The organism is Desulfitobacterium sp. LBE, assembly GCF_007830365.1.
Classification (GTDB): Bacteria; Bacillota; Desulfitobacteriia; order Desulfitobacteriales; family Desulfitobacteriaceae; genus Desulfitobacterium; species Desulfitobacterium hafniense.
In genome coordinates, this window is sequence record NZ_VLKD01000001.1 from 5141951 (window position 1) to 5166949 (window position 24999).

Here is a 24999-nt window from a genome sequence, read left to right on the forward strand (position 1 = left end):
GATAGAAGCCGAGGGGGCGAGATTAATGAGTAAAAATACAGCAATCAAGGTGACCGGCATGACCTGTGAGCATTGCGTGCGCCGGGTAAAGAAAGCCCTGGAAAGTTTGCCGGAGCTGGAGAATGTCAACGTCTTTCTGGAGAACGGGGAGGCCAGCTTTGACTGGACCGGAGAAGGCTTAAGCATGGCAAGAGTGAAAGATGTCATCGAAGAAGCGGGCTATACAGTGATAGAGGACCAAGAAGCTCAGCAAAGGGTTCCGGTTCAGGCTCAGGGGATGCTTATGAAAGAACTGAATGTTTATGGTATGACCTGTGAGCATTGTGTGCGTAGGGTGAAAAAAGCTCTGGAGAACCTCCCTGAAGTGACCGATGTGGAAGTTTCCCTGGCGGAGTCAAAAGCCGCCTTTCGTCATAATCCGGCCATAACTACAGAGGCACAGATTAAAGAGGCGATCCAGGAGGCGGGGTATTCTACAGAAGTCACAGAAGCCACAGAATCCATTGAATCCATTGAAGTCACTGAAGCCTCCGTACCGGACATTCAAGAATCAGAAAGCCCTGCACAGGAATCAGTTAATGAGAAGAAGCAACTTAAAATAACCGGTATGACCTGTGCCAATTGTGCCCTGACCATTGAAAAGGGAATGGCCAAGCTGCCGGGGGTCAAAGCCGCTACGGTCAATTTTGCCTCAGAGAAACTTTCCTTGGATTATGACCCGGCACTTCTCGATGAGAAAACTATCCTTGAGAAGGTCAAGGATTTGGGCTATGGGGCTTATATGGAAAGGGATGAAGGAAAAGCCCAGTTTAAAGTGAGCGGTATGACCTGCGCTAATTGTGCTCTTACCATTGAAAAGAAATTGCGCAATACACCGGGGATTCAGACTGTAGCCGTTAATTTTGCTACAGAAAGCGTCACGGCAGAATATGATCCCAACCTGATCGATCTGGAGACCATCTATGAACAGGTCAGAGATGCAGGCTATACCCCCATTGAGAATAAAGAGGAATCCCATGAGGATAACCATGTGAAATCCCAGCGCAACTGGGTCATCTTCAGTGCAGTGCTGTCGGTGCCCCTGATGCCCATGATGTTTATGCCCATGACCCATGGCATCATGTATACTATGTTTATTCTGGCCACCATCGTTCAATTTACGGCTGGCTTGACATTTTATCGGGGAGCTTACCATGCCCTGAAGAACCGCTCCACCAATATGGATGTGCTGGTCGCTATGGGTATCACAGCTGCTTATAGCTATAGTGTGATGACAACCTTTCCCCATATTTTCTTCGAGGGGGATACCTTCTTTGACACATCGGCTCTTCTGATCACCTTTGTGCGTTTCGGCAAGTACCTGGAAGCAAAAGCCAAGGGACGTGCCGGGCAGGCCCTAAAACGTCTCCTTGAGCTGCAAGCGGATAGAGCCCGTCTGTTGATTAACGGAGAAGAAAAGGAGGTCCCCGCCTCCAGTGTCAAAATCGGGGATATCGTCCTGGTGAAGCCCGGTGAAAAGATTCCTGTGGATGGAGTGATTGTTGAAGGGCAAGCCAGCATCGATGAGTCCATGATTACAGGAGAATCGATACCTGTTGATAAAGGTGCCGGTGAAAATGTGATCGGAGCAACCATCAACCGTTCGGGAAGCATCAAAGTCTCCACCACCAAAACAGGCAAGGACAGTGTCCTTTCCGGAATTATTAAAATGGTGGAGGACGCCCAGGGAGTTAAGCCGCCCATTCAACGTCTGGCAGATAAGATATCCAATGTCTTTGTGCCCGTGGTGGTAGCTATCTCCATACTTACCTTCATCATCTGGTATGTATTCTTGGACAGTGCCTTTGTCTTCGCCTTCACCGCCGCCATTGCCGTCCTGGTCATAGCCTGCCCCTGTGCTTTAGGGTTGGCGACGCCCACAGCCATTATGGTGGGGAGCGGTGTCGGTTTAAACCGGGGGATCCTCTTCAAATCAGCTGCCGTGCTGGAAGGAATAGCCAAAGTGGAGGCTATTGGCTTTGACAAAACAGGCACCTTAACCAAAGGGAAACCGGAAGTAACCCATCTTATGGCCTATAAAGGATATGCCCAAAAGGACCTGCTCAGGATTGCTGCGGCAGGGGAGAACCCTTCCATTCATCCCTTAGCTCAGGCTATTGTCCAAAGAGCTAAAGATGAAGGGATCGAGGTGGAGGAAGTTCAGGACTATCATGAAGAAAGTGGTCATGGCACCCTTTGCTCTTACCAAGGCAAGAAATTGCTCATCGGCAATAAAAAGCTGATGCTCAAAGAGAATATTCTCACTGAAGCAGTAGAGAAGGATTTTCAGGAATTGGCCAATGAAGGAAAAACCACCAGCTTTGTGGCCTATGACGGGAAAGTCATTGGCATCATCGCCTTGGCCGATGTCTTAAAGGAGAGTACGCAAGAAGCGATTAAACGCCTGCACGGCCTGGGGATCAAAACCTTCATGATTACCGGGGATAATAAGAAAGTCGCCACCGTCATCGGCAATGAAGTAGGCATCGACGAAGTGGTGGCGGAGGTCCTCCCTCAGGATAAAATTGAGATCATCAAGAGGTACCAAAATGATGGCCTGAAAGTGGCCATGGTTGGGGATGGGATCAATGATGCCCCCGCTTTAGCTCAGGCCGATATCGGCATCGCCATCGGCTCAGGAACGGATGTGGCCAAAGAAACCGGGGATGTGGTCCTGGTGCGCAATGATCTTCTCGATGTGGAACGCGCCATTCGCCTTGGCCGCAAAACCTTAACCAAGATTAAGCAGAATTTATTCTGGGCTCTCATTTACAATACACTGGGAATCCCCATTGCCGCCGGAGTGCTTTTTCCGATTACCGGAGAGCTCTTGCCCCCGGAATGGGCGGGCCTGGCCATGGCCTTTTCCTCAGTGTCCGTAGTGACCAGCTCGCTGCTGCTCTCCAGGTATAGTAAAGAACTGGTTGATTAAACATTGTTATGTTCTCCTTCTACAGGATGGAGGAATAGATAAAGGGAGGTTAAGTACCATGAATCAAACCTTAAAAGTTACCGGAATGACCTGCAATCATTGCAAAGCCCATGTAGAAAAAGCCTTGCTGAAAGTGGGCGGAGTCCAACAGGTAGATGTGAATTTAGAAAAGGGTGAAGCAGTAGTCGCCGGATCAGCCGGACGGGAAGAGCTGATTAAAGCTGTGGAAGACGCCGGTTATAACGCTGAGTGATGCATGTTTTGCCAGGGGATTTGCCATACTAAGATTTGAGCAATACCAATCTTAATGAGGTGAGAATTATGGCATTAATTCCTAATGACCCTTTCCGGATGTTCAATCACTATTGGGATGAGATGGAGCGTAATTATCTTCGCGGCCGTGGCAAAGAGGAACTTTCCCAGTTTCTTTACCGGGTGGATGTGGAAGAAACAGCGGACCAAGTGTTCGTCACGGCGGAGATTCCCGGTCTTGAGAAGAGAGAAGATCTGCATATTGAGGTTGATGAAAAGCTTTTGACCATCAGTGGTGAGATCAAACGGGCTGCATCGACAAGTGAACGTTCTTCTCACCGCACGGAGAGATATTACGGGAAGTTCAGCAGGACGCTCACCCTTCCGGCAGTGGTAAAAGCAGACGGCTCCCATGCCAGCTACAAAAATGGGATTTTGGAATTGTCTTTTCTCAAGGATCGTCACCCGGCAGCCCGTACCATCGAAGTGGATTTTCATTAGAGTACCGGCATTTAGAAAGGGGCTCGTAAGATTCGAATCTTACGAGCCCTCATTACCGTCCTTGTCCTAGGACAAACGACCGGCCATATTGCGTTCGGCGATCTCAATGGCCTTTTTCACCATATTGCCACAATCCCGGGATGAAACGCCACTGAACCCTTCCTGATTTAAGGTATTCGAAAATCCAAGCTCCTGGGCTATCTGCTGCTTAAGGTTATCGGACATGGTACTGCGACGTCTGGACATTTGGATTCCTCCTTTCACCTTAGGGAAATACATCTCCTTGCCATTTAAGCAAGTAACACTAGTTTGCATCGCTTCCCTGAACTTTATGTGTGAGGAAAGAGTTGTTCTCAGATCTTCTTAGAGCTCCTTAGCTCAGATAAGGGATAAATAATTAGATGAAAGCCAGAAAAACTGTTGTGATAGACCCAATTTATGCCCAACAAAAAATAAAGCAACAAAAGGAGGAAGAGATGTGCCGCTTTTATTCGGGACGGCCGGGGTTCCTTTATCGGCCAAAGAACGTTCCACAGAAGCAGGGGTCAAGCGTGTCCGGGAGCTTCAGCTGGATGCTATGGAAGTAGAATTTGTCCAAGGGGTCCGCATGGGGGAAGAAAAAGCCCAAAAAATTGCTCAAATAGCTGTGGAAGAGAAGGTTGCCCTAAGCTGCCACGGCCCTTACTGGATTAACTTTAATTCTCAGGAACCTGAGAAAGTAGCGGCCAGCCGTGAGCGCCTTTTGCATAGTGCACGCATCAGCAAAATTTTAGGTGTTAAGAGTGTAGTATTCCATCCTGCTTTTTACCATCAGGATGATCCTCAGGTTGTCCTGGTAAGAACCGCTGGGGAACTCATGAAGGTTCGGGAGATTCTGGATGCAGAAGGGAATGATGTCATATTACGGCCGGAGACCACGGGGAAGCCCTCACAGCTGGGCACTCTGCAGGAGGTTCTGACCTTGGCGCAAGCAGTTCCAGGGGTCTTGCCCTGTATTGATATCAGTCATCTGCATGCCCGCAGCAATGGGCGGATCAATACCTACGATGAATTCTGTCAAGTCCTGGAGGCTGCGGCGGAATCCCTGGGGGACCGCTGGGTTAAGCATGTTCACTTTCATGTCTCCGGGATTGATTATGGTGTTAAGGGAGAGAAAAAGCACCTCATACTTGAAGAATCCGATTTGCGCTATCCAGAGCTAATGAAAGCCTTTCATACCTTCGGTGTGGAAGGATTGGTGATTTGCGAAAGCCCCAATCTTGAAGAAGATGCCCTGCTCCTGCAAACGACTTACCGCACTATGGCTTGATCTATCAGGCTAAGTTTGGTTATTCGGTGCGCAAGGCTTCCACGGCATCCTTTTGGGAGGCCAGCCGGGCGGGGATGTGGCCCCCTACTACGGTTATTACGGTGCTGAGGATGACTAAGAGAACAGCATGATCCAGCCTTAAATGGGAGGCATTGGTGAGGCCGGTCGACTCATGGATGGCTTGATTGATGGGGAAGGTGCAGGACCAGGCTACCATAACGCCGAGCACACCGGAAAAAACTCCGAGAATAAAGGTTTCAGCATCAAATACTCTGGTAATATCCTTTTTTCTGGCCCCCAGTGCTTTTAAAATACCGATTTCTTTGGTCCGTTCCAAAACACTGGTGTAGGTAATGATGCTGATCATAATCATACTGACCACCAAAGAAATAGCGGCAAAGGCGATCAGAACCAGGGTGATGCCATCCATAATTCCTTTCGTCAGACTGGAAAGGGTCCCGGCCAAATCGGTAAAGGTAATGACATCCTCTTCAGCTTTGCCCACATTATATTGCTCAATATAGTTGATGACTTCGTCCTTGGCGTCAAAGTCCTTAGGAAAAACCATGACCATATAGGGCGAAGGGTCACCCCCTAAATAAGCGAGCAGAAGTTCTTTGGTGTTTGCGTCGATTTTCTCCCTGGATAAAACATTATAATCAGCATCCCGCTGGGCGATCACAATATCGGAATCTATAGCGTTATCAATAACTTTTTGGGACAGCTGATCATCATAAGCGATCCCGGAGGCCAGCATAGACATACTGGTTCCGGCTTTAGGGCGAACCACACCGGAAATCCTGATGGTAAAACCCTGCTCGGAGGTATAGTTTTTCTCATAATCATTGGCCGGGAGATAGGTTCCGAAGGAGGTTTTCGTGTAGAAGTCGTTATTATGGATCACTCTGTACTCTGTTCCTACAACAGAGGAGAAGGCAATACGGTCACTTCCTTCTACTGCAAACCCTAAAGCCCCCAGGGTGCCCTTTTCGATTTGATTTTGATTATTTAATACCAGGACCACGTCTGTAAGTTGCCGGGGATAATCACCGGCCAGTAATTCATAATTGTCTGCCAGGTAACTATTATTCCCGGAAACAGCGCTGGGAAAGGAGGATAAACCTACTGAGCTTGAGGAGGTCATATTGCCTGAGGGAGGTCCATTGCTCAGAGTGATGGGAAGGTACTTATCTTCAGTCTTCCGTAAGAGGTTCATCTGGACCACCCGGGTATAGCCAATACTGCCCACAATATCCGGGGAGACATTCTCTAAGTAGTCGATAAACTCTTGAGAAAGATCGTTCTTATGAGTAATAACGTTTTTACTGGAATCGACGATCACAATTTCATCAGCAGTGGAAGTGGCAGGGGTACCATAAATCCGATCCCGGATTTCCAGGGTCATATTGTTCAGATCGTTGGCATTCATCTGTTGAGTTTCCTGGGAAATAATGATCGGGAACTCAGCCATGGCATCGAATTGAAATTCATCAATCTCGGAACGAAAGCCTGTGGATAAGCTTAAAATGACCGCGATCCCGATGATACCGATACTGGAAGCAAGAGCAGTGAGGAAGGTACGCCCTTTTTTGGTCCATAAATTTCGGAAGGATAAGTTAAGAGCAGTCAAAAAGCTCATTCCCGTTTTCTTGAGGTGAAAATACTCGGGTTGGGAGGGAGCTCCATAAGGGTTAGTATCGTCAATAATCTTGCCGTCGGAAAAGCGGATAATGCGGTCTGCGTAGGTTTTGGCCAACTGAGGATTGTGGGTGACCATAATCACCAGCCGATCCTTGGATACTCCTTTGATCAGATCCATAATCTGAACACTGGTAGTACTATCCAAGGCTCCCGTAGGTTCATCGCATAAAAGAATTTCCGGATCATTGGCAAGAGCCCGTGCTATGGCAACCCTTTGCATCTGTCCCCCGGATAGTTGATTGGGTTTTTTATGCAGATGCTCCTTAAGTCCGACTTTTTCCAGAATGTCCAAGGCCTTTTTGCGTTTGGCCTGTTTGGAGACTCCGCTCAAAGTCATCCCCATTTCCACATTAGCCACGATACTGATATGAGAAATCAAATTATAGCTTTGGAAAACAAAGCCTACTGAGTTATTGCGATAGGCATCCCATTCATACTCTTTAAAGGCTTTGGTGCTTTTCCCTTTGATAAGCAAGTCTCCTGAATCGTAATGATCCAGTCCGCCGATCATGTTCAAGCAGGTTGTCTTTCCGGAGCCGCTGGTACCCAATATAGCCACAAACTCTTTATCCCGAAAGGAAAGGTTGATACCATCAAGAGCCTTCGTTTCGATATCCCCTACCCGATAAGTCTTTTTAATGTCTTTAAGCTCAAGCATGACAGCCTCCTGAGAGTATACCCTAGCGTATACATAATGGGTCTTATGGGTATTTTCTCTTTTACTGATGGTTTTAATGCAGGCGCAGGCCAAGTTTCTTTACGGATAAGGAGGAAAAACAAAAGTTTGAAAAGAATATACAAGGAATTGGGAAACAATTTAGGAATGTGCCGAGGCATGAAAAAGCAATGACTTTAGGGAGGATGAGAAATGAATTATTCAGCAGCTCATGATGTGGCCCTTGAGAGATTCCGCCAGGCAACCCTTGAGGAAATATCAGAATACTCCGGTTACCCCATCGATGGCAATAGGATCAAGATAGAATTCCTGGGTCGAAGATTTGAGGTTGACTATCCATCCGGTCAGTTTTATGCTGAGACAACACTGAATGAGGAGATCTCTGTTCCCACTCAGATACTGATACTTCATTATTTAGTGAACCGCTCGCCCGCTATGCAGACCGGGCAATTAATATCTTATAAAGAACTGCCGGGGGGGAGTATCTATATACAACCCTTTACCAATCGTGCCATTAATCCTTTGGTTAAAACCTTTGGTTCCCAAAAGTCAAAGCTTATTCAGGCGGCGGTTGCTTTGGGAGGGGAAGTCGTTTCTCTGGGCGATGCTGCCGTGGTTCTCAGCGTATTCCCCAAGGTGCCCATCACCTTGGTGATCTGGGAGGCTGATGATGAGTTCCCTGCCACCGGTAACATTCTTTTTGATTCCTCGGCCGGCACGGTTCTCCCCACAGAAGACTATGCAGTCTTAGCCAGCCAGGTAGTGTTCGCCTTGCGTAAATTAGCATCTCAATGAGCCGGATGGGGCGAAAAATTAATCATAGCATGCCTGGGGAAAGAGCTGAAAAAGCTAAGGATGAGATTAAAGAAAATCAGGTCATATATCCCTGCAAAGCAATAAGTAAACCAATGGGTTAAATGATAATTATTTTTATTAAAAATATTGAATAAAGGCCTTGACATAGATTTAACAAGCTTATATAATTGCAAATGTAATCCGGATTATGAAAATCTATAGAGCTTGTATGGCAGAAATTTGTCTAACAAGTGTTTTTTTTGGCCAGATACTTGTTGTGACAAATGTAGTTAGTGCAAATATTGAATAAGCAATAGTTGGTTATGCAACGACTTGTATTTTCAGTGTTTTCGTTAAAAGATTTATTTTCACAGATAGGCTCGTTCTGGGTCATAGGGCAGAAGAGGTATTTCTTCATAGGAGGCTTTTCAAGTTAGTGTAATTTTTAGCTTTTTTATTAAAGCTAAAACGTAAAAATAACAAGTTTTCAAGATTAGGGAGGAAAAGAAGAGATGAAAAAGATTTTGGGTGTTGTGCTTTCTTTAGGGTTAATCGTTGGGCTTGCTGGTTGTTCGAGCCAGGCTCCTGCAGCTACTGCTGCCTCCACTCCGGAACCGATTAAGATGGGCCGCGTTGATGCTGCCGCTCATGGTACCAACGCAGTAGCTGTTGCTGTTGTTGCAGTTCAAGGGGACAAGATCGTTGGTGTATCACTTGACGAGTACCAATTCATGCCTGCCGATCAGGCTAAAGGTCTTGCCAATACGGAAGGCCTGGCTGCCAAGAATTATAAGGATCCTGCTCAAGTTCTTGCTTCCAAAATTGACAACAATGAGTACTACAGCAAAAACATGAAGGAAAAAGCAGGCTCTACCGTTGCCTATGTTGACAACTTCAATGCTATTGTAGAATTCTGCGAAGGAAAGACTATCTCCGAATTGGAAGGAATTCTTTCTTCTACTCCTGCAGAAAAGATGCCTGTTGACACAGTATCCGGTTCTACTTTAGCTGATACTGCCGGCTATATCAAAGCTGTTGTTGATGCTGCAAAAGCTGCTAAATAATTTAACTTACTATTAAATATTAGAGCTCTTCAAGCGTAAAAGAGTGCCCGCTACCTGAAAAAGGTAGTAGAGGGCGCTCTTTTTTTAATCCCTTAATAAGGAAGGGATGACTCTTAATGGAGAGAATGCCAATAATCTAAGCCCATAACATCGAATGAACTTTAAGCTCTGGTTTACAATAAAGCTTGAGGAGGTGTATTTATGCATACCGTATGGAAAGGTTCAATCAGTTTCGGCTTAGTCAATGTTCCGGTCAAAATGCATGCTGCTACAGAAACTCATGAATTCCACTTTAATTATTTACATAAAGACTGCCATAATCGTATTCGCTATATCAAGAAATGCCCCCATTGTGAAGTAGAAGTGGCTGCTGAAAATATAATTAAAGGTTATGAATATGAGAAGGATCATTATGTCATTATGGAGGAGGAAGATTTAGCCTCTCTGGAGGCTCCTCTGAGCCGTTCCATTGATATATTGGACTTTATCGATCTCAGTGATATTGATCCGATCTATTATCAAAAATCCTATTATTTAAGCCCGGAAGAAGCGGCCCATAAAGCCTATAAGCTGCTTTGTCAAGCTATGTCCGACACCGGAAAAGTCGCTATAGCCAAACTAACGATGCGCTCCAAACAACACTTGGCCTGTCTTAGGATTATTGACCAGAGCATTATGGTCTTAGAAACCATGTATTATCCGGCAGAAATCAGACATCTGGAGGCAAGCTGGGATAATGTATCCCCTACAGACACAGAAATTGCCATGGCCCGTCAGCTCATTGAGAATTTGGCAGCACCTTTTGCACCGGAGAAATATCGGGATGAATTGCGGGAACAAGTTAAAGAGCTTATCGAGAAGAAGGTCTCCGGAGAAACTTATCGGGTTGCCGCTGCGCCGGAACCGGGAAAAGTCGTGGATTTAATGGAAGCTTTACGGGCCAGCATCGCCATGACCGATCAGAAAAAGCAGCAAAATACAGCAGAATCGGAAACGGAGGAAAAGCCAACAAAATCCACATTAACTCCCCGGGGACGACGCAAGGTAAAGGGAGCATAATTTTGGATTTGCCTAAAAGTCAGGCAGGAAAAAAACGATTTTCAGAGAATACATCATTATTTTTAGTAATAGTATAAAATTCGACATAGCTCGACGCAGGAAAAAATCCCCAAAGTCGCGAATTGATGGACGGGGGAGGGTTGATCTATGTGTAAAGAGAGTTTAAAAGGAGCAATAAAGGACACATTAATAGAAGAAAAGCTTATGCGAGCTATGATACATACTATACGGGGCGTCGGAAACAGCAGGCTGCGCCATCTGATTGCCCGCTACGGAAGTGCCGTAAACGCTTTGCAGCCAAGCAAAGGGAGTCAACACTCTCCAGAAGAGCATTGGCAGCAGCTGATTGCGCAGAAGTGCCAAGAAATCAATCCTGGGGAGGTTCTGGAAGCTTTACAAAGTCAAGGCATCAAGTTGATCATTCCCGAAGAAGAGGGTTATCCGGATTTGCTGCGTCAGTTGCCGGATGCTCCGCCGCTGCTCTATTACAAAGGAGCTTTGCCGGTCAGGCAAGAATGCCTGGCCATTGTTGGGGCTCGTAAAGCTACTCCTTACGGCAGAGCCGCGGCAGAAGCCCTGGCCAAGGACATCGCCGGACAGGGAATCGTGGTGGTGAGCGGGTTAGCCAGGGGTATCGATGCCGCTGCCCATCGGGGAGCCCTGGCCGGTAAGGGAATAACCTGGGCGGTCATGGGCTGTGGGCTGAATCATATGTATCCGCCGGAAAATCAAAAGCTCGCCGAGGAAATCCTGGCAAAGGGAGGTGCTCTATGGAGCGAATTTCCTCCGGGAATGCCTCCGGAACCCCAATTCTTTCCGGCCCGCAATCGCTTAATCAGCGGAATGTCCAGAGGTGTCGTCGTTGTGGAAGCCGCCCTGAAAAGTGGAGCATTGATCACTGTGGATTTCGCCCTGGAGCAGGGCCGTGAAGTTTTTGCAGTGCCTGGACCTATTTTTAGTCAGATGAGTAAAGGCCCTCATCATCTGATCCGGCAAGGTGCCAAGCTGGTAGAGAGCTTTGAAGATATATGGGTTGAGATTCCTGCTTTTGCCGGAGTTGACCATCTGTCCCCCCCATCTCCAGATCAGGGTACGGAGTCAGCGGAGAGCGGAAAGCAAGAAGGCAAACGGGGAATAAGCAGCGAACAGCAGCAGGTTCTGAACCAATTGAGTGATGTCCCTACCCATATTGATCAGATTACCATGAACTCAGAGGTCCCTCCTGAGCAAATTCCCTTGGCATTGCTTGAGCTCCAGCTGGCCGGCCGCATCGAGCAACTTCCCGGCCAACTTTATGTATTAGCGTATAAGTGCTAGACATACTATGGAAAAGAAGATACTATTAGGCTAGTTTATTTGTAACCCTTCAAGCTGAAGACATTCAAAATTTTGAAGATTTAGGCTTGTGATATACAATAGGAAAGTAAAAGAAGACGTTTGAGATTTCTTTGAGGTGATGTATGGCTAAAACACTCGTGATCGTTGAATCTCCGGCTAAGGCTAAATCCATAAGCAAATTTTTAAGCAATAATTATACGGTTAAAGCGTCCATGGGACATTTGCGGGATTTGCCCAAAAGCCAAATGGGAGTTGACGTAGACAATGACTTCGAACCCAAATATATAGCGATTCGTGGACGCGGGGATTTAATTAAAGAGCTGCGGGCCGCCGCGAAGACCGCTAATAAAATTCTCCTGGCCTCTGACCCCGACCGCGAGGGGGAAGCTATTGCCTGGCATTTAGGCCATCTGCTCGGTTTGGATCTAGCGGAGAAGTGCCGCATTGAATTCCATGAGATTACCAAACCGGCTATTACGGCTGCCATTAAACACCCCCGTCAGATCGATTCCAGTAAAGTAGATGCCCAACAAGCCCGTCGCGTCTTAGATCGTTTGGTGGGGTACCAGCTGAGTCCGTTCCTTTGGAGAAAAGTGAAAAAGGGCTTAAGTGCCGGCCGGGTTCAATCGGTTGCTGTTCGTTTAATTTGCGATCGGGAAGAAGAGATTCGGGAGTTCATCCCGGAAGAATACTGGACGTTGACCGCTTCCTTGAAAAGTGAGGGAGGGGTATTTTCGGCTAAGCTCGCCAGGAAAGGGGAGCACAGGATTGCCATTGCTTCGGAAGAAGAGATGCAGAAGGTTCTCCAAGAGCTGGCAGGTCAGACCTACCGGGTTAAAGATGTTCGCACCAAGGAGAAAAAGAAACAACCTTCACCCCCCTTTACCACCAGCAGCCTGCAACAGGAAGCTCATCGCAAGCTGAATATGTCACCGAAAAGGACCATGATGCTGGCCCAGCAGCTCTATGAAGGGATCGAGCTGGGTAAGGCGGGAGGCATTGGTTTAATTACCTATATGCGTACCGACTCCGTGAGAATTTCAGAGACTGCCCAAGAAGAAGCCAAGGAGTTTATTGCCGAGCACTATGGGGCGGATTATTATCCTCCGGAACCCCGTCAATTTAAAAGCAAAGGCCGGGCCCAAGAAGCCCATGAGGCCATTCGCCCTACTTCCATATTGAGAACACCGGACTCCGTGAAGGAGTTCTTGTCCAGGGATCAACTGCGTCTTTACCGGTTAGTCTGGGAACGTTTCCTGGCCAGCCAAATGAGTGCGGCTGTCCTTGATACCTTAACTGTTGAAGTGGAGGCCGGGGAGTACTTATTCCGTGCTAACGCTTCCACCGTGCGTTTCCCCGGGTATCTTGCCGTTTATGAAGATGGACAGGATGAGAATGACGACCAGGAAGAAGGGACCCTCGCGGCCAATATTCAACCTGATGAGAGTCTCAATGTCCTTCAGCTCCAGGAGAAGCAGCATTTTACAGAACCACCTCCCAAGTATACGGAAGCCTCTTTGGTGCGCAAAATGGAGGAGGAAGGAATCGGCCGGCCCAGTACCTATGCTCCGACTATCGAAACCATTCAATCCCGGGGCTATGTGGCGAAGGAAGGGAAACAGCTTTCTCCCACTGAATTGGGAGAAATCGTCGTCTCCATTCTCAAAGAGTATTTTCCGGAGATCGTGGATTTGGAATTTACGGCCAATATGGAGAAAAGGCTGGATGATATTGAAGAAGGAGCTTTACCCTGGAAAGCCGTCATTCGGGATTTCTATGGCCCCTTTGCGGAATCCATAGAGGAAGCGGATCAGGTGATGGGTAAGGTACAAATCGAAGATAAGGTATCGGAAGAAATCTGTGAAAACTGCGGTCGCAATATGGTGATCAAAATGGGACGCTATGGTAAGTTTCTGGCCTGTCCGGGCTTCCCTGAATGCCGTAACACCAAACCTCTGCTGGAAGAGGTGGGAAGGCCCTGTCCTGACTGCGGGAACCCGCTGGTGATTCGGCGCAGCAAGAAGGGCAGAAAGTTCTATGGCTGCAGCACTTACCCGGAATGTGAGTTTGTATCATGGGAGTTGCCGGCGCCGGAGCCCTGTCCGAAATGCGGAGGGTTGATGGTGGTTAAGACTTCGAAGCAAGGGCAAAAATATGTCTGCACCAATTCCGAATGCCGTTTTGACAAGCAAGTAGAGGAGCAAGCAGAATAATATGTCAGCCATTAAAGTGATCGGAGCGGGTCTGGCCGGGGCGGAAGCCGCTTGGCAGATTGCCCGGCAAGGAATAGAAGTTGAGCTTTATGAGATGAGGCCGGTGCAAATGACACCGGCCCACCATACCGGCCATTTTGCCGAATTGGTCTGCAGCAACTCCCTTAAAGGAGCAGGGTTGGATAATGCGGCGGGGCTGTTGAAAGAAGAGATGCGCCGGCTGGATTCATTGCTCATGAGAGTGGCGGACCAGTATGCCGTGCCGGCAGGAGGCGCTTTAGCTGTTGATCGCGAGCAGTTTTCTCAGGAAATAACCAAATTGCTCCAAGAGCACCCCTTGATCCAGGTCCACCGGGAAGAAGTCAAGTCCCTTCCCCAAGCGGGTATTGCTGTGATCGCCACAGGGCCGCTGACCGCGGAGGGCTTAGCTGGGGAGATTCAAAAGATGACAGGTGAGGATGCCCTTGCTTTTTATGATGCCGCAGCCCCCATCGTTACTTTGGAATCGATTAATCTGGAAAAAGCCTTTTGGGCTTCCCGTTATGATAAGGGGGACCCTGATTACCTGAATTGCCCTATGACTGAAGAAGATTATAAGCGGTTTTATCATGAGCTGCTTAAGGCCGAGACAGCTGAAGTGAAAGGCTTTGAAAAAGGGAAAGTCTTCGAAGGCTGTATGCCTGTGGAAGTCATGGCCGCCCGGGGAGAGCAAACCCTGACTTTTGGCCCCCTGAAACCTGTCGGTCTTATTGATGCACGGACAGGCCAACGCTCCTATGCCGTTGTCCAACTCCGCAAAGAAAACCGGGCAGGGACCCTCTTTAACCTGGTGGGATTCCAAACCCATCTCAAATGGGGAGAGCAACAGCGGGTTTTCCGTCTCATCCCGGGCTTGGAAAATGCTGAATTCGTCCGTTTCGGAGTCATGCACCGCAATACCTTCTTAAACGCCCCTAAGGTATTAAAAGCCGACTACAGCCTTCAGAAAACACCGCAGCTCTTTTTTGCCGGTCAAATCACCGGAGTGGAAGGGTATGTGGAATCCACGGCCAGCGGCTTAGTGGCAGGTCTCAATGCTGTGCGACGCCTTAAGAATCTGCCCACCCTTATTTTCCCCCAGGAAACAGCTCTGGGTGCCTTGGCACGACACTTAGAAGGATCACCCAGTGTGGATTTTCAGCCGATGAGCATCAACTACGGCCTCCTTCCTCAGCTGGAAGTCCGGATCAAAGCGAAAAAAGAGAAAAACGCCAAAATCTCCGCCCGGGCATTGGCGAGGCTGGAGGAGTTTAAAGCCGCAGAGGGACTGGATTAAACGAAAGCAGACTCTCCAGGATTTTGCTTTACAGCGGTCGCTCCATAAGCTGCGCGGACAAAACTAACGCTCAAAGCCCTCCGCTCCGAAAGGTGACCTGCGCCGCCAAGTTGTTCTCTGTGGCGTGGCGGCTTGGGCGAAACCCTCGCCCGGGTTTCGTCCGCCAAATCGCTCCTCGAAAGCACTGCTTTCGCACTTGTTCCCAATGGCGGGTTGGAAACGTCCTGTTTCCAACCCGGCTCCGCTGCAGGCTTTTCGCGAAGTTTTGTTTCCGCTCGCTTAAAGTCGCTTCCCTTCTGTAAATCAAAATCCTTGGGTTGTTTTTTTAGGTTGTGCATGCAGGGCTTTGGAGATATGAAGGATTTTGTGGGAGGTTTGGGATAAGCCGCTTGGTTTGGCCTGAGCCGCTTTTCCGTCTTTGCCGACGCCGCTTGAGGCGGCAAGGTCGGCGATGGTAGCGGTAGTAGCACAAGCTGGCTTTCCCTTTTGGGGAAAGCTTAGGAGACGGCTGTGGAGATGACCACAGAAAAGACTTGCATGAGTCTCTAAAGAAGTGCTAAAAAGACCTGCAAGCAGTAGCTTTACGCACAAAAGCGAACGGATTTAGCGAAGGGGCGGTTAGGTGAACGAGGCTTTCTTAACGTAGCGGAGCCACGGTTAACATCAGGTACTACCCTGAGGTTTGGCGGAAGCTGTTAAGAAAGCGAGTGAGCCAGCCCCAGAGCTAGGGAGTACGCGTTGTGCGTGAAGCTACGCGACCTGAACAAAGCCGCAAAGCCACCTCAAAGCCAAACCGCCCTATAGCCAAAACATTAAACAAACCGAGGTGAAAACGCCACCATGCAAGCCGACCATGCCCTCAGCCTATTCGACGGTCACCTAAAAACCCAAAACCGCTCCCAGCATACTCTCATGGCTTATCATAAGGACCTCATCCAATTTTTTGAGTTTGCCGCCCGGGAGCTGGGAGAAGAGCCGGAAAAAGTGACCGTCGATCAAGTGGATATTTATATCGTGCGCAGTTTCCTCGGTGAAATGACGGAGCGGGGTCTGGAGAGAAAAAGCATGGCTCGCAAACTTTCTGCCTTGAGAGCCTTTTTTAAGTTCCTTTGTCGGGAGGGGATCCTGCAGAAAAACCCCATTCAGCGCATAGCCACCCCTAAACTGGGAAGAAAGCTTCCCCACTTTCTCTCCCTGGAGGAACTGGATCGATTAATTCGCACGCCTGATTGTGCCACACTGCTGGGAGCACGGGACCAGGTGATCCTGGAATTGCTCTATGGCTCGGGTTTACGGGTTAGCGAGCTGGCCGATCTTAATTGTCGGGATATCGATGAGGGGACTTCCCTGTTAAGGGTGCGCGGTAAAGGAAATAAAGAGAGAATTGTTCCCTTAACCCATTATGCACTGGAAGCCGCCCGCCAATATCTGGAGATGAGAGAGGATAAACAAGAAGCTTTGCTTTTGAATTATCAGGGCACAAGGCTCTCTGTTCGTTCCATACGTCGAATTCTTGATGGATTGGCTTTGGAGGCTGGATTATCCCAACACCTTCATCCCCACATGCTTCGCCACTCCTTTGCCACCCACTTGCTTGATGGCGGAGCCGATCTCCGCAGTGTTCAGGAGCTTTTGGGGCATGCCAAGCTTTCCTCTACCCAGATTTACACTCATTTAACCAAGGAGCGTTTGCGGGAGGTTTATGAACAAAATCATCCCCGTGCTAAGAAAATGTGAGGAATTCGTAAATTTTCACAAAAAGACAACAATTGTACACAATTTCCCTTGACACTTACCCAATAATTCTGTAAACTGCCGATATAAGGAGGTATTCCCATGTTCCACGCAACAACTATAGTTGCTGTAAAAAAGGGTGAGCAGGTGGCAATGGCCGGCGATGGCCAGGTGACCATGGGTCAGGCCACGGTGATGAAGCATAAAGCAAGAAAAGTGCGCCGACTGTTCCATGGCAAGGTTCTGGCCGGATTTGCCGGTTCTGTCGCCGATGCTTTCACACTCTTCGAGAAGTTTGAAAATAAACTTGAGGAATACCAAGGAAATCTCCAACGAGCTGCTGTAGAGCTTGCTAAAGACTGGCGGATGGATAAAGCACTTCGCAATCTTGAAGCCCTGCTCATCGTAGCAGATAAGCAAAGCATGCTCTTAATTTCCGGTTCCGGTGAGGTCATCGAACCTGACGATGGAATAGCAGCGATTGGCTCCGGCGGCAACTATGCTTTAGCAGCAGCCCGGGCATTGGTTAAAAATACAGATCTCCAACCTGCACAGCTTGTTCAAGAGGCTATGGAGGTCGCTTCATCCATTTGTGTCTATACCAATGACCAAATTATTGTTGAAGAATTGTAAGGAGGGGAGCCAATGGAACAACTAACACCACGGGAAACTGTCCGGGAATTGGATCGGTACATCGTAGGTCAGAACCAAGCTAAGCGGGCAGTAGCCATAGCGCTCCGTAATCGCTACAGAAGATCCTTACTCCCCGAAGGGATGCAGGAGGAAGTTCTCCCGAAGAATATCCTGATGATTGGTCCCACAGGGGTTGGGAAAACCGAGATTGCCAGACGTCTGGCCAAGCTGGTGCGGGCTCCTTTTCTTAAAGTGGAAGCCACAAAGTTCACTGAAGTGGGCTATGTGGGAAGAGATGTGGAATCCATCGTCCGTGACTTAGTGGAAATTTCCTTGCGCATGGTTAAGGCGGAGAAGATGGAAGAAGTGGAGATTCAGGCTGCACAGGCTGCGGAAAAACGCCTTGAAGCCTTACTGGTTCCGGGGAAACGTCAAGAAAATAATTCGTCAAACCCTTTCCAGTTCTTGTTTAACCAAGGCCAGGAAAAGGAGGAGACGGTAACTCCCGAGATTGAAAGGGATCGGACCTTTATTCGGGAACGCTTGCACCGCGGGGAACTTGATGAGCAGGTCATCGAGGTTGAGGTAGAGGACAATCAACCCCTTCTCCCTGATTTCTTAGGAACCGGCATGGAGATCAATACGAATCTCCAGGATATGATGGCAGGTATGCTTCCTAAAAAGCGGCATAAACGAAAAGTCACCGTCCGCGAGGCCCGCCGTATCCTAACCACTGAAGAAGCCCAGAAGCTCATTGATCATGATGAAGCGGTTCAAGAAGCAATTCGCCGAGTTGAACAGGAAGGTATGGTTTTCCTCGACGAAATCGATAAGATTGCCGGAAGAGATGGAGCCTCGGGCCCCGATGTATCCAGGGGAGGTGTCCAAAGGGACATACTGCCCATTGTCGAAGGCTCTACCATTAATACAAAATACGGACCTGTCAAGACAGATCACATCCTGTTTATTGCGGCTGGTGCTTTCCATGTGGCCAAGCCATCAGACCTCATTCCCGAACTCCAGGGACGCTTTCCTATTCGGGTTGAACTGGAATCTCTGAGCATTGAGGATTTCCAACGGATTTTAACAGAACCTCAATCCTCATTGATAAAACAGTACAGCGCCTTGCTGGAAACCGAAGGGATAAAGGTCGAGTTTACAGAGAATGCTATTGATGAATTAGCAAAAGTTGCCTATGAGGTGAATTCCAACACGGAAAACATCGGAGCCAGAAGGCTTCATACTATCGTGGAAAGAGTCTTGGAGGAATTGTCCTTCGAAGCCTCGGAGCTGCCGGAAGATTATACGGTCACGATTAATCGGGAATATATTCAACACCGACTTGGCAATATCGTGAGGAACCAAGATCTTTCCAGGTATATCCTTTAACAGGAACTCGAATCAGCGTTTTAAATAATAGGAGGAATTTTCACCATGAAAAACTTATTGGAAAAAACAAGAGCGATTAGTAAATTAATTCAAAAAGCTGCCGGACATTCCGTAGATTTTGACGAAATGGCCAATGTGCTCAGTGAATCCATTCAGTCCAATTGCTATATTGTAGGACGTCGCGGTAAAATTTTAGGCTATAGCTTTATGCAGAATTTTGGCTGCAACACCATGGAAGACATCGTCGTTCATACCGAGCGGTTCCCGGAAAGCTATAATGAAGGATTATTAAAGGTCACAGAAACCCGCTCCAATACCACTCAGGTAGCCAATGGCTGCGTTTTTAACGAAAAAGAGCGTTGCCATTTCAATAATAAAATCACGACGATTCTTCCGATTCTCGGCGGCGGCGAACGGGTAGGGACTTTGGTATTGGCAAAATTCGATCAGGATTTCAGTGAAGCAGACTTAATTCTTGCTGAATACGGAGCGACTGTAGTCGGTATGGAAATTCTGCGCATCAAAGCTGAGCGGGCGGAAGAAGAAGCGCGCAAGAAAGCGGCTGTTCAAATCGCTGTAGGTACTTTATCTTATTCCGAATTGGAAGCGGTGGAGCATATCTTTGCTGAATTGGGCGGCGGCGACGGCTTGCTGGTGGCCAGCAAGATCGCCGACCGGGTGGGAATTACCCGTTCCGTCATTGTCAACGCCTTAAGAAAATTTGAATCCGCCGGAGTGATTGAATCCAAATCCTTAGGGATGAAAGGAACCTACATCCGCGTCTTAAATGATTATCTCCTCGAAGAGTTGGACAAAATCAGCCACAACAAGTAATTACCGGACTCGTTTATTCCGTGTAAACACAAAGGTGGAGGGATCTGGATGGAAGAGCAGGTTTATTCCTATCAAGTGAAGCCTTTGCTGATTCCCGGGGGGCTATATCTGGTCATTACCCCTCTTGTTTTAGCTGTTTTACACTATGGACTTAAGATAGCGGCTTTAGAATTCAATGTGCTGCGGGTTATCTATTTACTCACGGCTCTGGGAATTGCCGCCATATGGATTTATGGGCGGAGCAAGAATTTCCGGGTCAGTGACAATCAACTGGTCTTTGGTTCTCTGAGGGGAGAGCACAGCCTTTCCCCTGCCGAGATTCGCCGCATTGCTCTCTTCACCACCAAACAAGGTAAGGAGATCGTTCAGATCAAAACGAAGCAACAGGACTATTATCTTAGTGATCTCTATTTTCCTTTCCCTGAATTGATGACGGAGCTGGAGCAATACATCAGAGAGAATGAGATTCGCACAAACTTTTCCCGTGCCTAAGCTTTTTGTTGCATTAGAGTTATAATTGTGATATCCTATTCGCAGTGTGAAATGACTACACACGCAGAGGGATTGAGGCTTGCGTTCCCTAAAACAGGGTAAGCCAAGAGATGAACCTGCGGAGGAAAAAACAAGAAAGGAGGTGCAACACAATGGCTGTAATTTCTATGAAGCAATTACTAGAAGCCGGTGTTCACTTCGGTCATCAAACTCGTCGTTGGAATCCTAAAATGGCTCGTTACATTTTTACGGAGCGCAATGGTATTTATATCATTGACCTGCAAAAAACCGTAAGAAAGGTAGAGGAAGCCTACAATTACGTGCGGAATTTAGCGGCAGACGGTGGTACGGTTTTGTTCGTCGGTACCAAGAAGCAAGCTCAGGAGTCCGTGAAAGAAGAAGCTGAACGCTGCGGTATGTACTATGTCAATGAGCGTTGGCTCGGCGGCATGATGACCAACTTCCAAACCATTCAAAAGCGCGTCAGCCGTCTTCGTGAATTGGAAAAGATGGAAGCTGAAGGTGTATTCGAAGTTCTTCCTAAGAAAGAAGTTGCTGCACTTCGCCATGAAATGGAGAAGCTGGAGAGATTCTTAGGCGGAATCAAAACCATGAAGAAACTTCCTGATGCTCTGTTTGTTGTGGATCCACGCAAAGAGCGGATCGCTGTGGCTGAAGCCCGCCGCTTGAACATCCCTATCGTTGGTATTGTGGATACGAACTGCGATCCTGATGAAATCGACGTGGTCATTCCAGCGAATGATGACGCCATTCGCGCAGTAAAGCTTTTAACAGGCCGTATAGCAGATGCCATCATTGAGGGACAACAAGGAAGCGATGAGGCTGAAGAAGCAGAAGAAGCTGCTGAAGAAGTCGTTGCTGAATAATTATCCCCCATACGGGTAAATGTAGATTAAGTAGAGGGGCAGGGTGAAGAAGGGTTGGTTAAGCTTCCCGGATGCTCATCCTGCTCCTTTTATGTAAAGATCATGTCCTAAGAAATAGATACATATGTTTGGAGGGTTTTAACTATGGCAGAAGTAACTGCAGCTCAAGTAAAAGAGCTCCGTGAACGTACCGGAGCAGGAATGATGGATTGTAAAAAGGCTCTTAATGAAGTCGGTGGCAATATGGATAAAGCGATTGATTTCCTTCGTGAAAAAGGTCTCGCTGCTGCAGCCAAAAAAGAAGGACGCATCGCGGCCGAGGGGATCGTTGAAGCTTATATTCATGGCGGCGGAAGAATTGGCGTCATGCTTGAGCTTAACTGCGAAACAGACTTCGTGGCCAATACGGATGGTTTCAAACAATTTGCCAGAGATATTGCTCTACAAATTGCTGCGGCCAAGCCCCGCTACCTTGCCAAAGCCGATGTTCCTGAAGAAGAGCTGGAACACGAAAAGAATATCCTTAGAGCTCAGGCTTTAAATGAAGGAAAACCTGAGAAGATCGTTGATAAAATGGTCGAAGGAAGGATCTCTAAATTCTATAAAGAAGTATGTTTGCTTGAACAAGAATTTGTTAAAGATCCGGATAAGACGATTAATGATCTTGTGCTTGAAAAAACGGCAAAGATCGGGGAGCGTATCGTTATCCGCCGCTTCACCCGCTATGAAATGGGCGAAGGTATCGAGAAACGCGAAGAAGATTTTGCTGCAGAAGTTATGAAAGAAATGAACCGCTAAGGTAAGCAATTAGAGGACACTTAGGTGTTCTCTTTTTACACCGTCAGCAAGTATAAACTTGAATATAGAAGAGGATTATTTTTCGTTATGTAGAAATATGTATTTGGAGGTTCAGCAATGGAAACACCACGATATCGCCGGGTTATCTTGAAGCTTAGCGGGGAAGCGTTAGCTGGGAGTCAGGGATTTGGTATTGCTCATGAGATGCTTGTAACCGTTGCAGAACAAGTTGTTGAAATCCAGAAACTTGGGGTAGAAGTAGCCTTAGTGGTTGGTGGTGGAAACATCTGGAGAGGAATCGCGGGGAGTAAGCAAGGGATGGATCGGGCCAATGCGGATTATATGGGAATGCTGGCTACGGTCATGAACGCTTTAGCGCTGCAGGATGCCATGGAAAAGGCCGGTGCGGCCACCCGTGTTTTGTCCGCTATAGAAATGAGACAAGTGGCAGAACCCTATATCAGAAGACGGGCTATCCGCCACCTTGAGAAAGGACGCGTTGTTATTTTTGCGGCTGGGACCGGCAACCCTTACTTCTCGACGGATACCACGGCAGCGCTGCGGGCGGCGGAGATTGAAGCTGAAGCTATTCTGATGGCTAAACGTGTGGATGGAGTGTATGACAGCGATCCCCTGAAGAATCCTGAAGCTAAGAAATACGATAGATTGACCTTTTTGGATGTGCTTAGTCAGGGATTGGGAGTTATGGACTCGACAGCAGCTTCATTGTGTATGGACAACAATATTCCTCTTATTGTGTTTGATCTCAACAAAAAGGGTAATATCCGCAAAGGGATTATGGGTGAATCCATTGGAACATATGTAGGGAGGGATAAGTAATGATTAATGACGTTTTAAAAGAAGCAGAAGACCGGATGGTCAAAGCGGTGGAAGCGCTGAAAAGAGAATATGCTACGATTCGGGCCGGGCGGGCTAACCCCAACATGTTGGACAAGATCACTGTGGAGTACTACGGTACCCAGACTCCGGTGAACCAACTTGCCAATATTTCCGTACCGGAGCCACGCATGCTGACGATTCAGCCCTGGGATAAGTCCAGTCTGCCCATGATTGAGAAAGCGATTTTAAAATCTGATTTAGGATTGAACCCCTCAAGCGACGGTACAGTCATTCGTTTGCTCATACCTCAGTTAACCGCCGAACGCAGAACGGAAATCGTCAAGACGGTGAAGAAAAAGGCTGAGGATTCCCGGGTTGCCGTACGCAATATCCGCCGGGACTCCAATGACGAACTGAAAAAACTGGAAAAAGATCATACGGCTTCGGAAGATGAAGTTAAACGTGCCCAGGATGATGTGCAAAAAATGACGGATAAGTTCGTCAAAGAAATTGATCGTATTATGGGTACGAAAGAAAAGGAAATCATGGAAGTTTGATTTCCAGTGGATCTGACCCCCTTTAAACATAAGGGGGTCTTTACCCTCTCTAAGGTCTGCCCATTGGAGGTGTGGAAATGTGGCATAGATTTTGGGACAAAAAAGAGCAAAGCAAAACCTTGGCCGATCAGCTGGATAAGAACAATTTACCCCGGCATATCGCGATCATCATGGATGGGAACGGCCGCTGGGCTCAAAAACGTGGCTTACCCCGAACTGTAGGTCATAAGGCTGGCGTTGAAGCACTGAGGGATATCGTCAAAGCTTGTTCAAATCTTGGCATTGAGGCCTTAACGGTTTATGCTTTCTCCACCGAAAATTGGAGTAGGCCTAAAGAAGAAGTCAATATTCTTATGAATCTATTGATCGATTATTTACGGCGTGAGCTGGATGAACTCCATGATAATAAAGTGCGTGTACAGATGATTGGCAATATGGAGCAGCTCCCCCTGGAAGCTCAGAGGGAATTAAAGCGCTCTATTAAGAAAACAGTGAATAATGGGGGACTTATTCTCAATTTAGCCCTAAATTACGGTGGGCGTGCTGAAATTACTTGTGCCGTACGGCAACTCTGTGAAAAAGTCTTGAAAAAGGAACTTACACCTGAGGAAATCACGGGTGAACTGATCTCACAGCATTTGTTTACTTCAGGATTATCTGATCCGGATTTGCTCATTCGAACTTCAGGAGAATTGCGTGTAAGTAATTTTTTATTATGGCAGATTGCTTATACCGAGATTATTGTCACAGAATGCTTGTGGCCTGATTTTAGTCCGGATCAACTGGTTGAAGCGCTGCTGGAATTTCAGAAGCGGGAGCGCCGTTTCGGCGGGTTGAACAAGCGGTAAGGAGTATCATATGCTGACAAGAACACTAAGCGCTTTGGTTTTAGTCCCTGTTTTACTGGGATTAACATATTTGGGAGGGGTATATACTGCCTTACTCGTGACGACGGTTTCCCTCATAGCGCTTAAGGAAGCTCTGGCCATTGGTCAAAAATTGGGATTTAAAGCATGGACGATAAGTTCCGGTATCTTTTCTATGCTATGGCTAGTGCTGATTTTTGCTGGTGAAATCCAGTGGAATTTTCCTTTAATGATCGCCTGGCTTCTGTTTGCTATGGGAAGAGCGGCTTTGGGGTATCCTAAAGTTAGCTTGGGGGAAGCGGGATATAATTGCTTTGCTCCCATTTATACGGTGGTGCTGTTTTCTCACCTCTATCTGATCCGGGGATTTTCCGAAGGAATAGCTTGGGGTATCCTTACCTTTATTTTGGTATGGGCAACCGACACCTTTGCATACCTTATAGGGAGAGTGATGGGGAAGCATTTACTTGCCCCTCGGGTCAGTCCCAAAAAGACCATAGAGGGTTCCGTAGGGGGGCTGGTTTTTTGCATTTTAAGCGGTATCCTGGCTTGGCAAATAATCGGCGGCGCTCCCTTGGCAGCCTACATTGCTTTAAGCGGCGTTGTAGCTGTCAGTGCTCAGATTGGCGATCTGTTTGAATCCGCCCTGAAGCGGAGTGTCAATATCAAGGATTCGGGGAATATTATACCGGGACATGGGGGAATCCTCGACCGCTTTGACAGTCTTTTGTTTGTGATACCGATCATGTATTATTGGGTACTAATTGTGGGGTGA

The 24999-nt window shown here is 47.6% G+C and carries 24 protein-coding genes; 21 read left to right on the plus strand and 3 right to left on the minus strand.

Features of this window, described 5'->3' with window-relative positions; translation table 11 throughout:
• Positions 1-25: 25 nt before the first annotated feature.
• From DESLBE_RS24330 to DESLBE_RS24340, 3 genes are all read left to right on the plus strand, one after another.
• On the plus strand, positions 26-2971 hold the full coding sequence (locus DESLBE_RS24330) for a heavy metal translocating P-type ATPase (protein ID WP_144678436.1): 2946 nt from the start codon (positions 26-28) through the stop codon (positions 2969-2971).
• Between the two features lie 58 nt (positions 2972-3029).
• A complete protein-coding gene (locus tag DESLBE_RS24335; RefSeq protein ID WP_015944748.1) occupies positions 3030-3224 on the plus strand; it encodes a heavy metal-associated domain-containing protein in 195 nt (64 codons plus the stop codon).
• 68 nt (positions 3225-3292) lie between these two features.
• Positions 3293-3724, plus strand: a complete 432-nt coding sequence (locus DESLBE_RS24340) for an Hsp20/alpha crystallin family protein (protein WP_005813258.1) — start codon at positions 3293-3295, stop codon at positions 3722-3724.
• A gap of 66 nt (positions 3725-3790) precedes the next feature.
• Here DESLBE_RS24340 and DESLBE_RS24345 read toward each other — a convergent pair whose 3' ends face one another.
• A complete protein-coding gene (locus tag DESLBE_RS24345) occupies positions 3791-3970 on the minus strand; it encodes a small, acid-soluble spore protein, alpha/beta type (RefSeq protein WP_011460425.1) in 180 nt (59 codons plus the stop codon).
• Positions 3971-4202: 232 nt separating this feature from the next.
• Here DESLBE_RS24345 and DESLBE_RS24350 point away from each other — a divergent pair, with 232 nt between their 5' ends.
• Complete coding sequence (locus tag DESLBE_RS24350) at positions 4203-5033, plus strand: TIM barrel protein (RefSeq protein WP_011460424.1); 831 nt, start codon at positions 4203-4205, stop codon at positions 5031-5033.
• 19 nt (positions 5034-5052) lie between these two features.
• On the opposite strand, the gene DESLBE_RS24355 is transcribed toward DESLBE_RS24350, so the two are convergent.
• Complete coding sequence (locus DESLBE_RS24355; protein ID WP_144678437.1) at positions 5053-7392, minus strand: ABC transporter ATP-binding protein/permease; 2340 nt, start codon at positions 7390-7392, stop codon at positions 5053-5055.
• A 210-nt stretch (positions 7393-7602) separates the two neighbouring features.
• Between DESLBE_RS24355 and DESLBE_RS24360 the strand changes: the two genes are divergently transcribed.
• The 6 genes from DESLBE_RS24360 (at position 7603) to trmFO (ending at position 15194) form a co-directional block, all read left to right on the plus strand.
• Positions 7603-8205, plus strand: coding sequence for a DUF3786 domain-containing protein (locus tag DESLBE_RS24360; RefSeq protein ID WP_144678438.1), 603 nt, complete (start codon positions 7603-7605; stop codon positions 8203-8205).
• 512 nt (positions 8206-8717) lie between these two features.
• Positions 8718-9269: a hypothetical protein gene (locus DESLBE_RS24365; RefSeq protein ID WP_144678439.1), complete on the plus strand. Its 552-nt coding sequence runs from the start codon at positions 8718-8720 to the stop codon at positions 9267-9269.
• A gap of 201 nt (positions 9270-9470) precedes the next feature.
• The gene (locus DESLBE_RS24370; RefSeq protein ID WP_005813277.1) at positions 9471-10328 is read left to right on the plus strand and encodes a Ku protein; all 858 of its coding nucleotides are present in this window, start codon (positions 9471-9473) and stop codon (positions 10326-10328) included.
• A gap of 147 nt (positions 10329-10475) precedes the next feature.
• The gene (gene dprA, locus DESLBE_RS24375) at positions 10476-11645 is read left to right on the plus strand and encodes a DNA-processing protein DprA (RefSeq protein ID WP_144678440.1); all 1170 of its coding nucleotides are present in this window, start codon (positions 10476-10478) and stop codon (positions 11643-11645) included.
• Between the two features lie 143 nt (positions 11646-11788).
• Entirely contained in the window at positions 11789-13879 is a 2091-nt protein-coding gene (gene topA / locus DESLBE_RS24380) for a type I DNA topoisomerase (RefSeq protein WP_144678441.1), read from the plus strand.
• A gap of 1 nt (position 13880) precedes the next feature.
• Positions 13881-15194 (plus strand): methylenetetrahydrofolate--tRNA-(uracil(54)-C(5))-methyltransferase (FADH(2)-oxidizing) TrmFO, encoded by a 1314-nt coding sequence (trmFO, locus tag DESLBE_RS24385; RefSeq protein WP_144678442.1) that lies wholly within the window; start codon positions 13881-13883, stop codon positions 15192-15194.
• Here the strand turns inward: trmFO and DESLBE_RS27200 are convergent.
• Positions 15191-15664, minus strand: coding sequence for a hypothetical protein (locus DESLBE_RS27200; RefSeq protein WP_011460422.1), 474 nt, complete (start codon positions 15662-15664; stop codon positions 15191-15193). The genes trmFO and DESLBE_RS27200 overlap by 4 nt on opposite strands.
• Positions 15665-16034: 370 nt before the next feature.
• Between DESLBE_RS27200 and xerC the strand changes: the two genes are divergently transcribed.
• The 11 genes from xerC (at position 16035) to DESLBE_RS24445 (ending at position 24999) form a co-directional block, all read left to right on the plus strand.
• Positions 16035-16931, plus strand: coding sequence for a tyrosine recombinase XerC (xerC, locus tag DESLBE_RS24395; protein ID WP_011460421.1), 897 nt, complete (start codon positions 16035-16037; stop codon positions 16929-16931).
• Between the two features lie 99 nt (positions 16932-17030).
• Positions 17031-17561 (plus strand): ATP-dependent protease subunit HslV, encoded by a 531-nt coding sequence (gene hslV / locus DESLBE_RS24400; protein WP_011460420.1) that lies wholly within the window; start codon positions 17031-17033, stop codon positions 17559-17561.
• A gap of 12 nt (positions 17562-17573) precedes the next feature.
• Positions 17574-18950 carry an ATP-dependent protease ATPase subunit HslU gene (gene hslU / locus DESLBE_RS24405; protein WP_005810678.1) on the plus strand — a complete coding sequence of 459 codons (1377 nt, stop codon included), beginning with the start codon at positions 17574-17576 and terminating at the stop codon, positions 18948-18950.
• 45 nt (positions 18951-18995) lie between these two features.
• Positions 18996-19784, plus strand: coding sequence for a GTP-sensing pleiotropic transcriptional regulator CodY (codY, locus tag DESLBE_RS24410; RefSeq protein WP_005810676.1), 789 nt, complete (start codon positions 18996-18998; stop codon positions 19782-19784).
• Between the two features lie 48 nt (positions 19785-19832).
• On the plus strand, positions 19833-20276 hold the full coding sequence (locus DESLBE_RS24415) for a hypothetical protein (protein WP_005810674.1): 444 nt from the start codon (positions 19833-19835) through the stop codon (positions 20274-20276).
• Between the two features lie 152 nt (positions 20277-20428).
• Positions 20429-21163, plus strand: a complete 735-nt coding sequence (gene rpsB / locus DESLBE_RS24420) for a 30S ribosomal protein S2 (RefSeq protein ID WP_018307068.1) — start codon at positions 20429-20431, stop codon at positions 21161-21163.
• 144 nt (positions 21164-21307) lie between these two features.
• Positions 21308-21961: a translation elongation factor Ts gene (gene tsf, locus DESLBE_RS24425; protein WP_005810670.1), complete on the plus strand. Its 654-nt coding sequence runs from the start codon at positions 21308-21310 to the stop codon at positions 21959-21961.
• Positions 21962-22078: 117 nt separating this feature from the next.
• On the plus strand, positions 22079-22801 hold the full coding sequence (gene pyrH / locus DESLBE_RS24430; RefSeq protein WP_005810668.1) for a UMP kinase: 723 nt from the start codon (positions 22079-22081) through the stop codon (positions 22799-22801).
• Entirely contained in the window at positions 22801-23358 is a 558-nt protein-coding gene (gene frr, locus DESLBE_RS24435) for a ribosome recycling factor (protein WP_015944743.1), read from the plus strand. Before pyrH ends, frr begins: the two co-directional genes overlap by 1 nt.
• Before the next feature lie 77 nt (positions 23359-23435).
• Complete coding sequence (locus DESLBE_RS24440; RefSeq protein WP_015944742.1) at positions 23436-24206, plus strand: isoprenyl transferase; 771 nt, start codon at positions 23436-23438, stop codon at positions 24204-24206.
• A gap of 10 nt (positions 24207-24216) precedes the next feature.
• Positions 24217-24999, plus strand: coding sequence for a phosphatidate cytidylyltransferase (locus tag DESLBE_RS24445; RefSeq protein WP_011460414.1), 783 nt, complete (start codon positions 24217-24219; stop codon positions 24997-24999).

Bases quoted from the DNA above. Each gene is read 5' to 3' on its own strand.
- DESLBE_RS24330 (WP_144678436.1), top strand. From the start codon at position 26: ATGAGTAAAAATACAGCAATCAAGGTGACCGGCATGACCTGTGAGCAT.
- DESLBE_RS24335 (WP_015944748.1), top strand. From the start codon at position 3,030: ATGAATCAAACCTTAAAAGTTACCGGAATGACCTGCAATCATTGCAAA.
- DESLBE_RS24340 (WP_005813258.1), top strand. From the start codon at position 3,293: ATGGCATTAATTCCTAATGACCCTTTCCGGATGTTCAATCACTATTGG.
- DESLBE_RS24345 (WP_011460425.1), bottom strand. From the start codon at position 3,970: ATGTCCAGACGTCGCAGTACCATGTCCGATAACCTTAAGCAGCAGATA.
- DESLBE_RS24355 (WP_144678437.1), bottom strand. From the start codon at position 7,392: ATGCTTGAGCTTAAAGACATTAAAAAGACTTATCGGGTAGGGGATATC.
- DESLBE_RS24360 (WP_144678438.1), top strand. From the start codon at position 7,603: ATGAATTATTCAGCAGCTCATGATGTGGCCCTTGAGAGATTCCGCCAG.
- DESLBE_RS24365 (WP_144678439.1), top strand. From the start codon at position 8,718: ATGAAAAAGATTTTGGGTGTTGTGCTTTCTTTAGGGTTAATCGTTGGG.
- DESLBE_RS24370 (WP_005813277.1), top strand. From the start codon at position 9,471: ATGCATACCGTATGGAAAGGTTCAATCAGTTTCGGCTTAGTCAATGTT.
- dprA (WP_144678440.1), top strand. From the start codon at position 10,476: ATGTGTAAAGAGAGTTTAAAAGGAGCAATAAAGGACACATTAATAGAA.
- topA (WP_144678441.1), top strand. From the start codon at position 11,789: ATGGCTAAAACACTCGTGATCGTTGAATCTCCGGCTAAGGCTAAATCC.
- trmFO (WP_144678442.1), top strand. From the start codon at position 13,881: ATGTCAGCCATTAAAGTGATCGGAGCGGGTCTGGCCGGGGCGGAAGCC.
- xerC (WP_011460421.1), top strand. From the start codon at position 16,035: ATGCAAGCCGACCATGCCCTCAGCCTATTCGACGGTCACCTAAAAACC.
- hslV (WP_011460420.1), top strand. From the start codon at position 17,031: ATGTTCCACGCAACAACTATAGTTGCTGTAAAAAAGGGTGAGCAGGTG.
- hslU (WP_005810678.1), top strand. From the start codon at position 17,574: ATGGAACAACTAACACCACGGGAAACTGTCCGGGAATTGGATCGGTAC.
- codY (WP_005810676.1), top strand. From the start codon at position 18,996: ATGAAAAACTTATTGGAAAAAACAAGAGCGATTAGTAAATTAATTCAA.
- DESLBE_RS24415 (WP_005810674.1), top strand. From the start codon at position 19,833: ATGGAAGAGCAGGTTTATTCCTATCAAGTGAAGCCTTTGCTGATTCCC.
- rpsB (WP_018307068.1), top strand. From the start codon at position 20,429: ATGGCTGTAATTTCTATGAAGCAATTACTAGAAGCCGGTGTTCACTTC.
- tsf (WP_005810670.1), top strand. From the start codon at position 21,308: ATGGCAGAAGTAACTGCAGCTCAAGTAAAAGAGCTCCGTGAACGTACC.
- pyrH (WP_005810668.1), top strand. From the start codon at position 22,079: ATGGAAACACCACGATATCGCCGGGTTATCTTGAAGCTTAGCGGGGAA.
- frr (WP_015944743.1), top strand. From the start codon at position 22,801: ATGATTAATGACGTTTTAAAAGAAGCAGAAGACCGGATGGTCAAAGCG.
- DESLBE_RS24440 (WP_015944742.1), top strand. From the start codon at position 23,436: ATGTGGCATAGATTTTGGGACAAAAAAGAGCAAAGCAAAACCTTGGCC.
- DESLBE_RS24445 (WP_011460414.1), top strand. From the start codon at position 24,217: ATGCTGACAAGAACACTAAGCGCTTTGGTTTTAGTCCCTGTTTTACTG.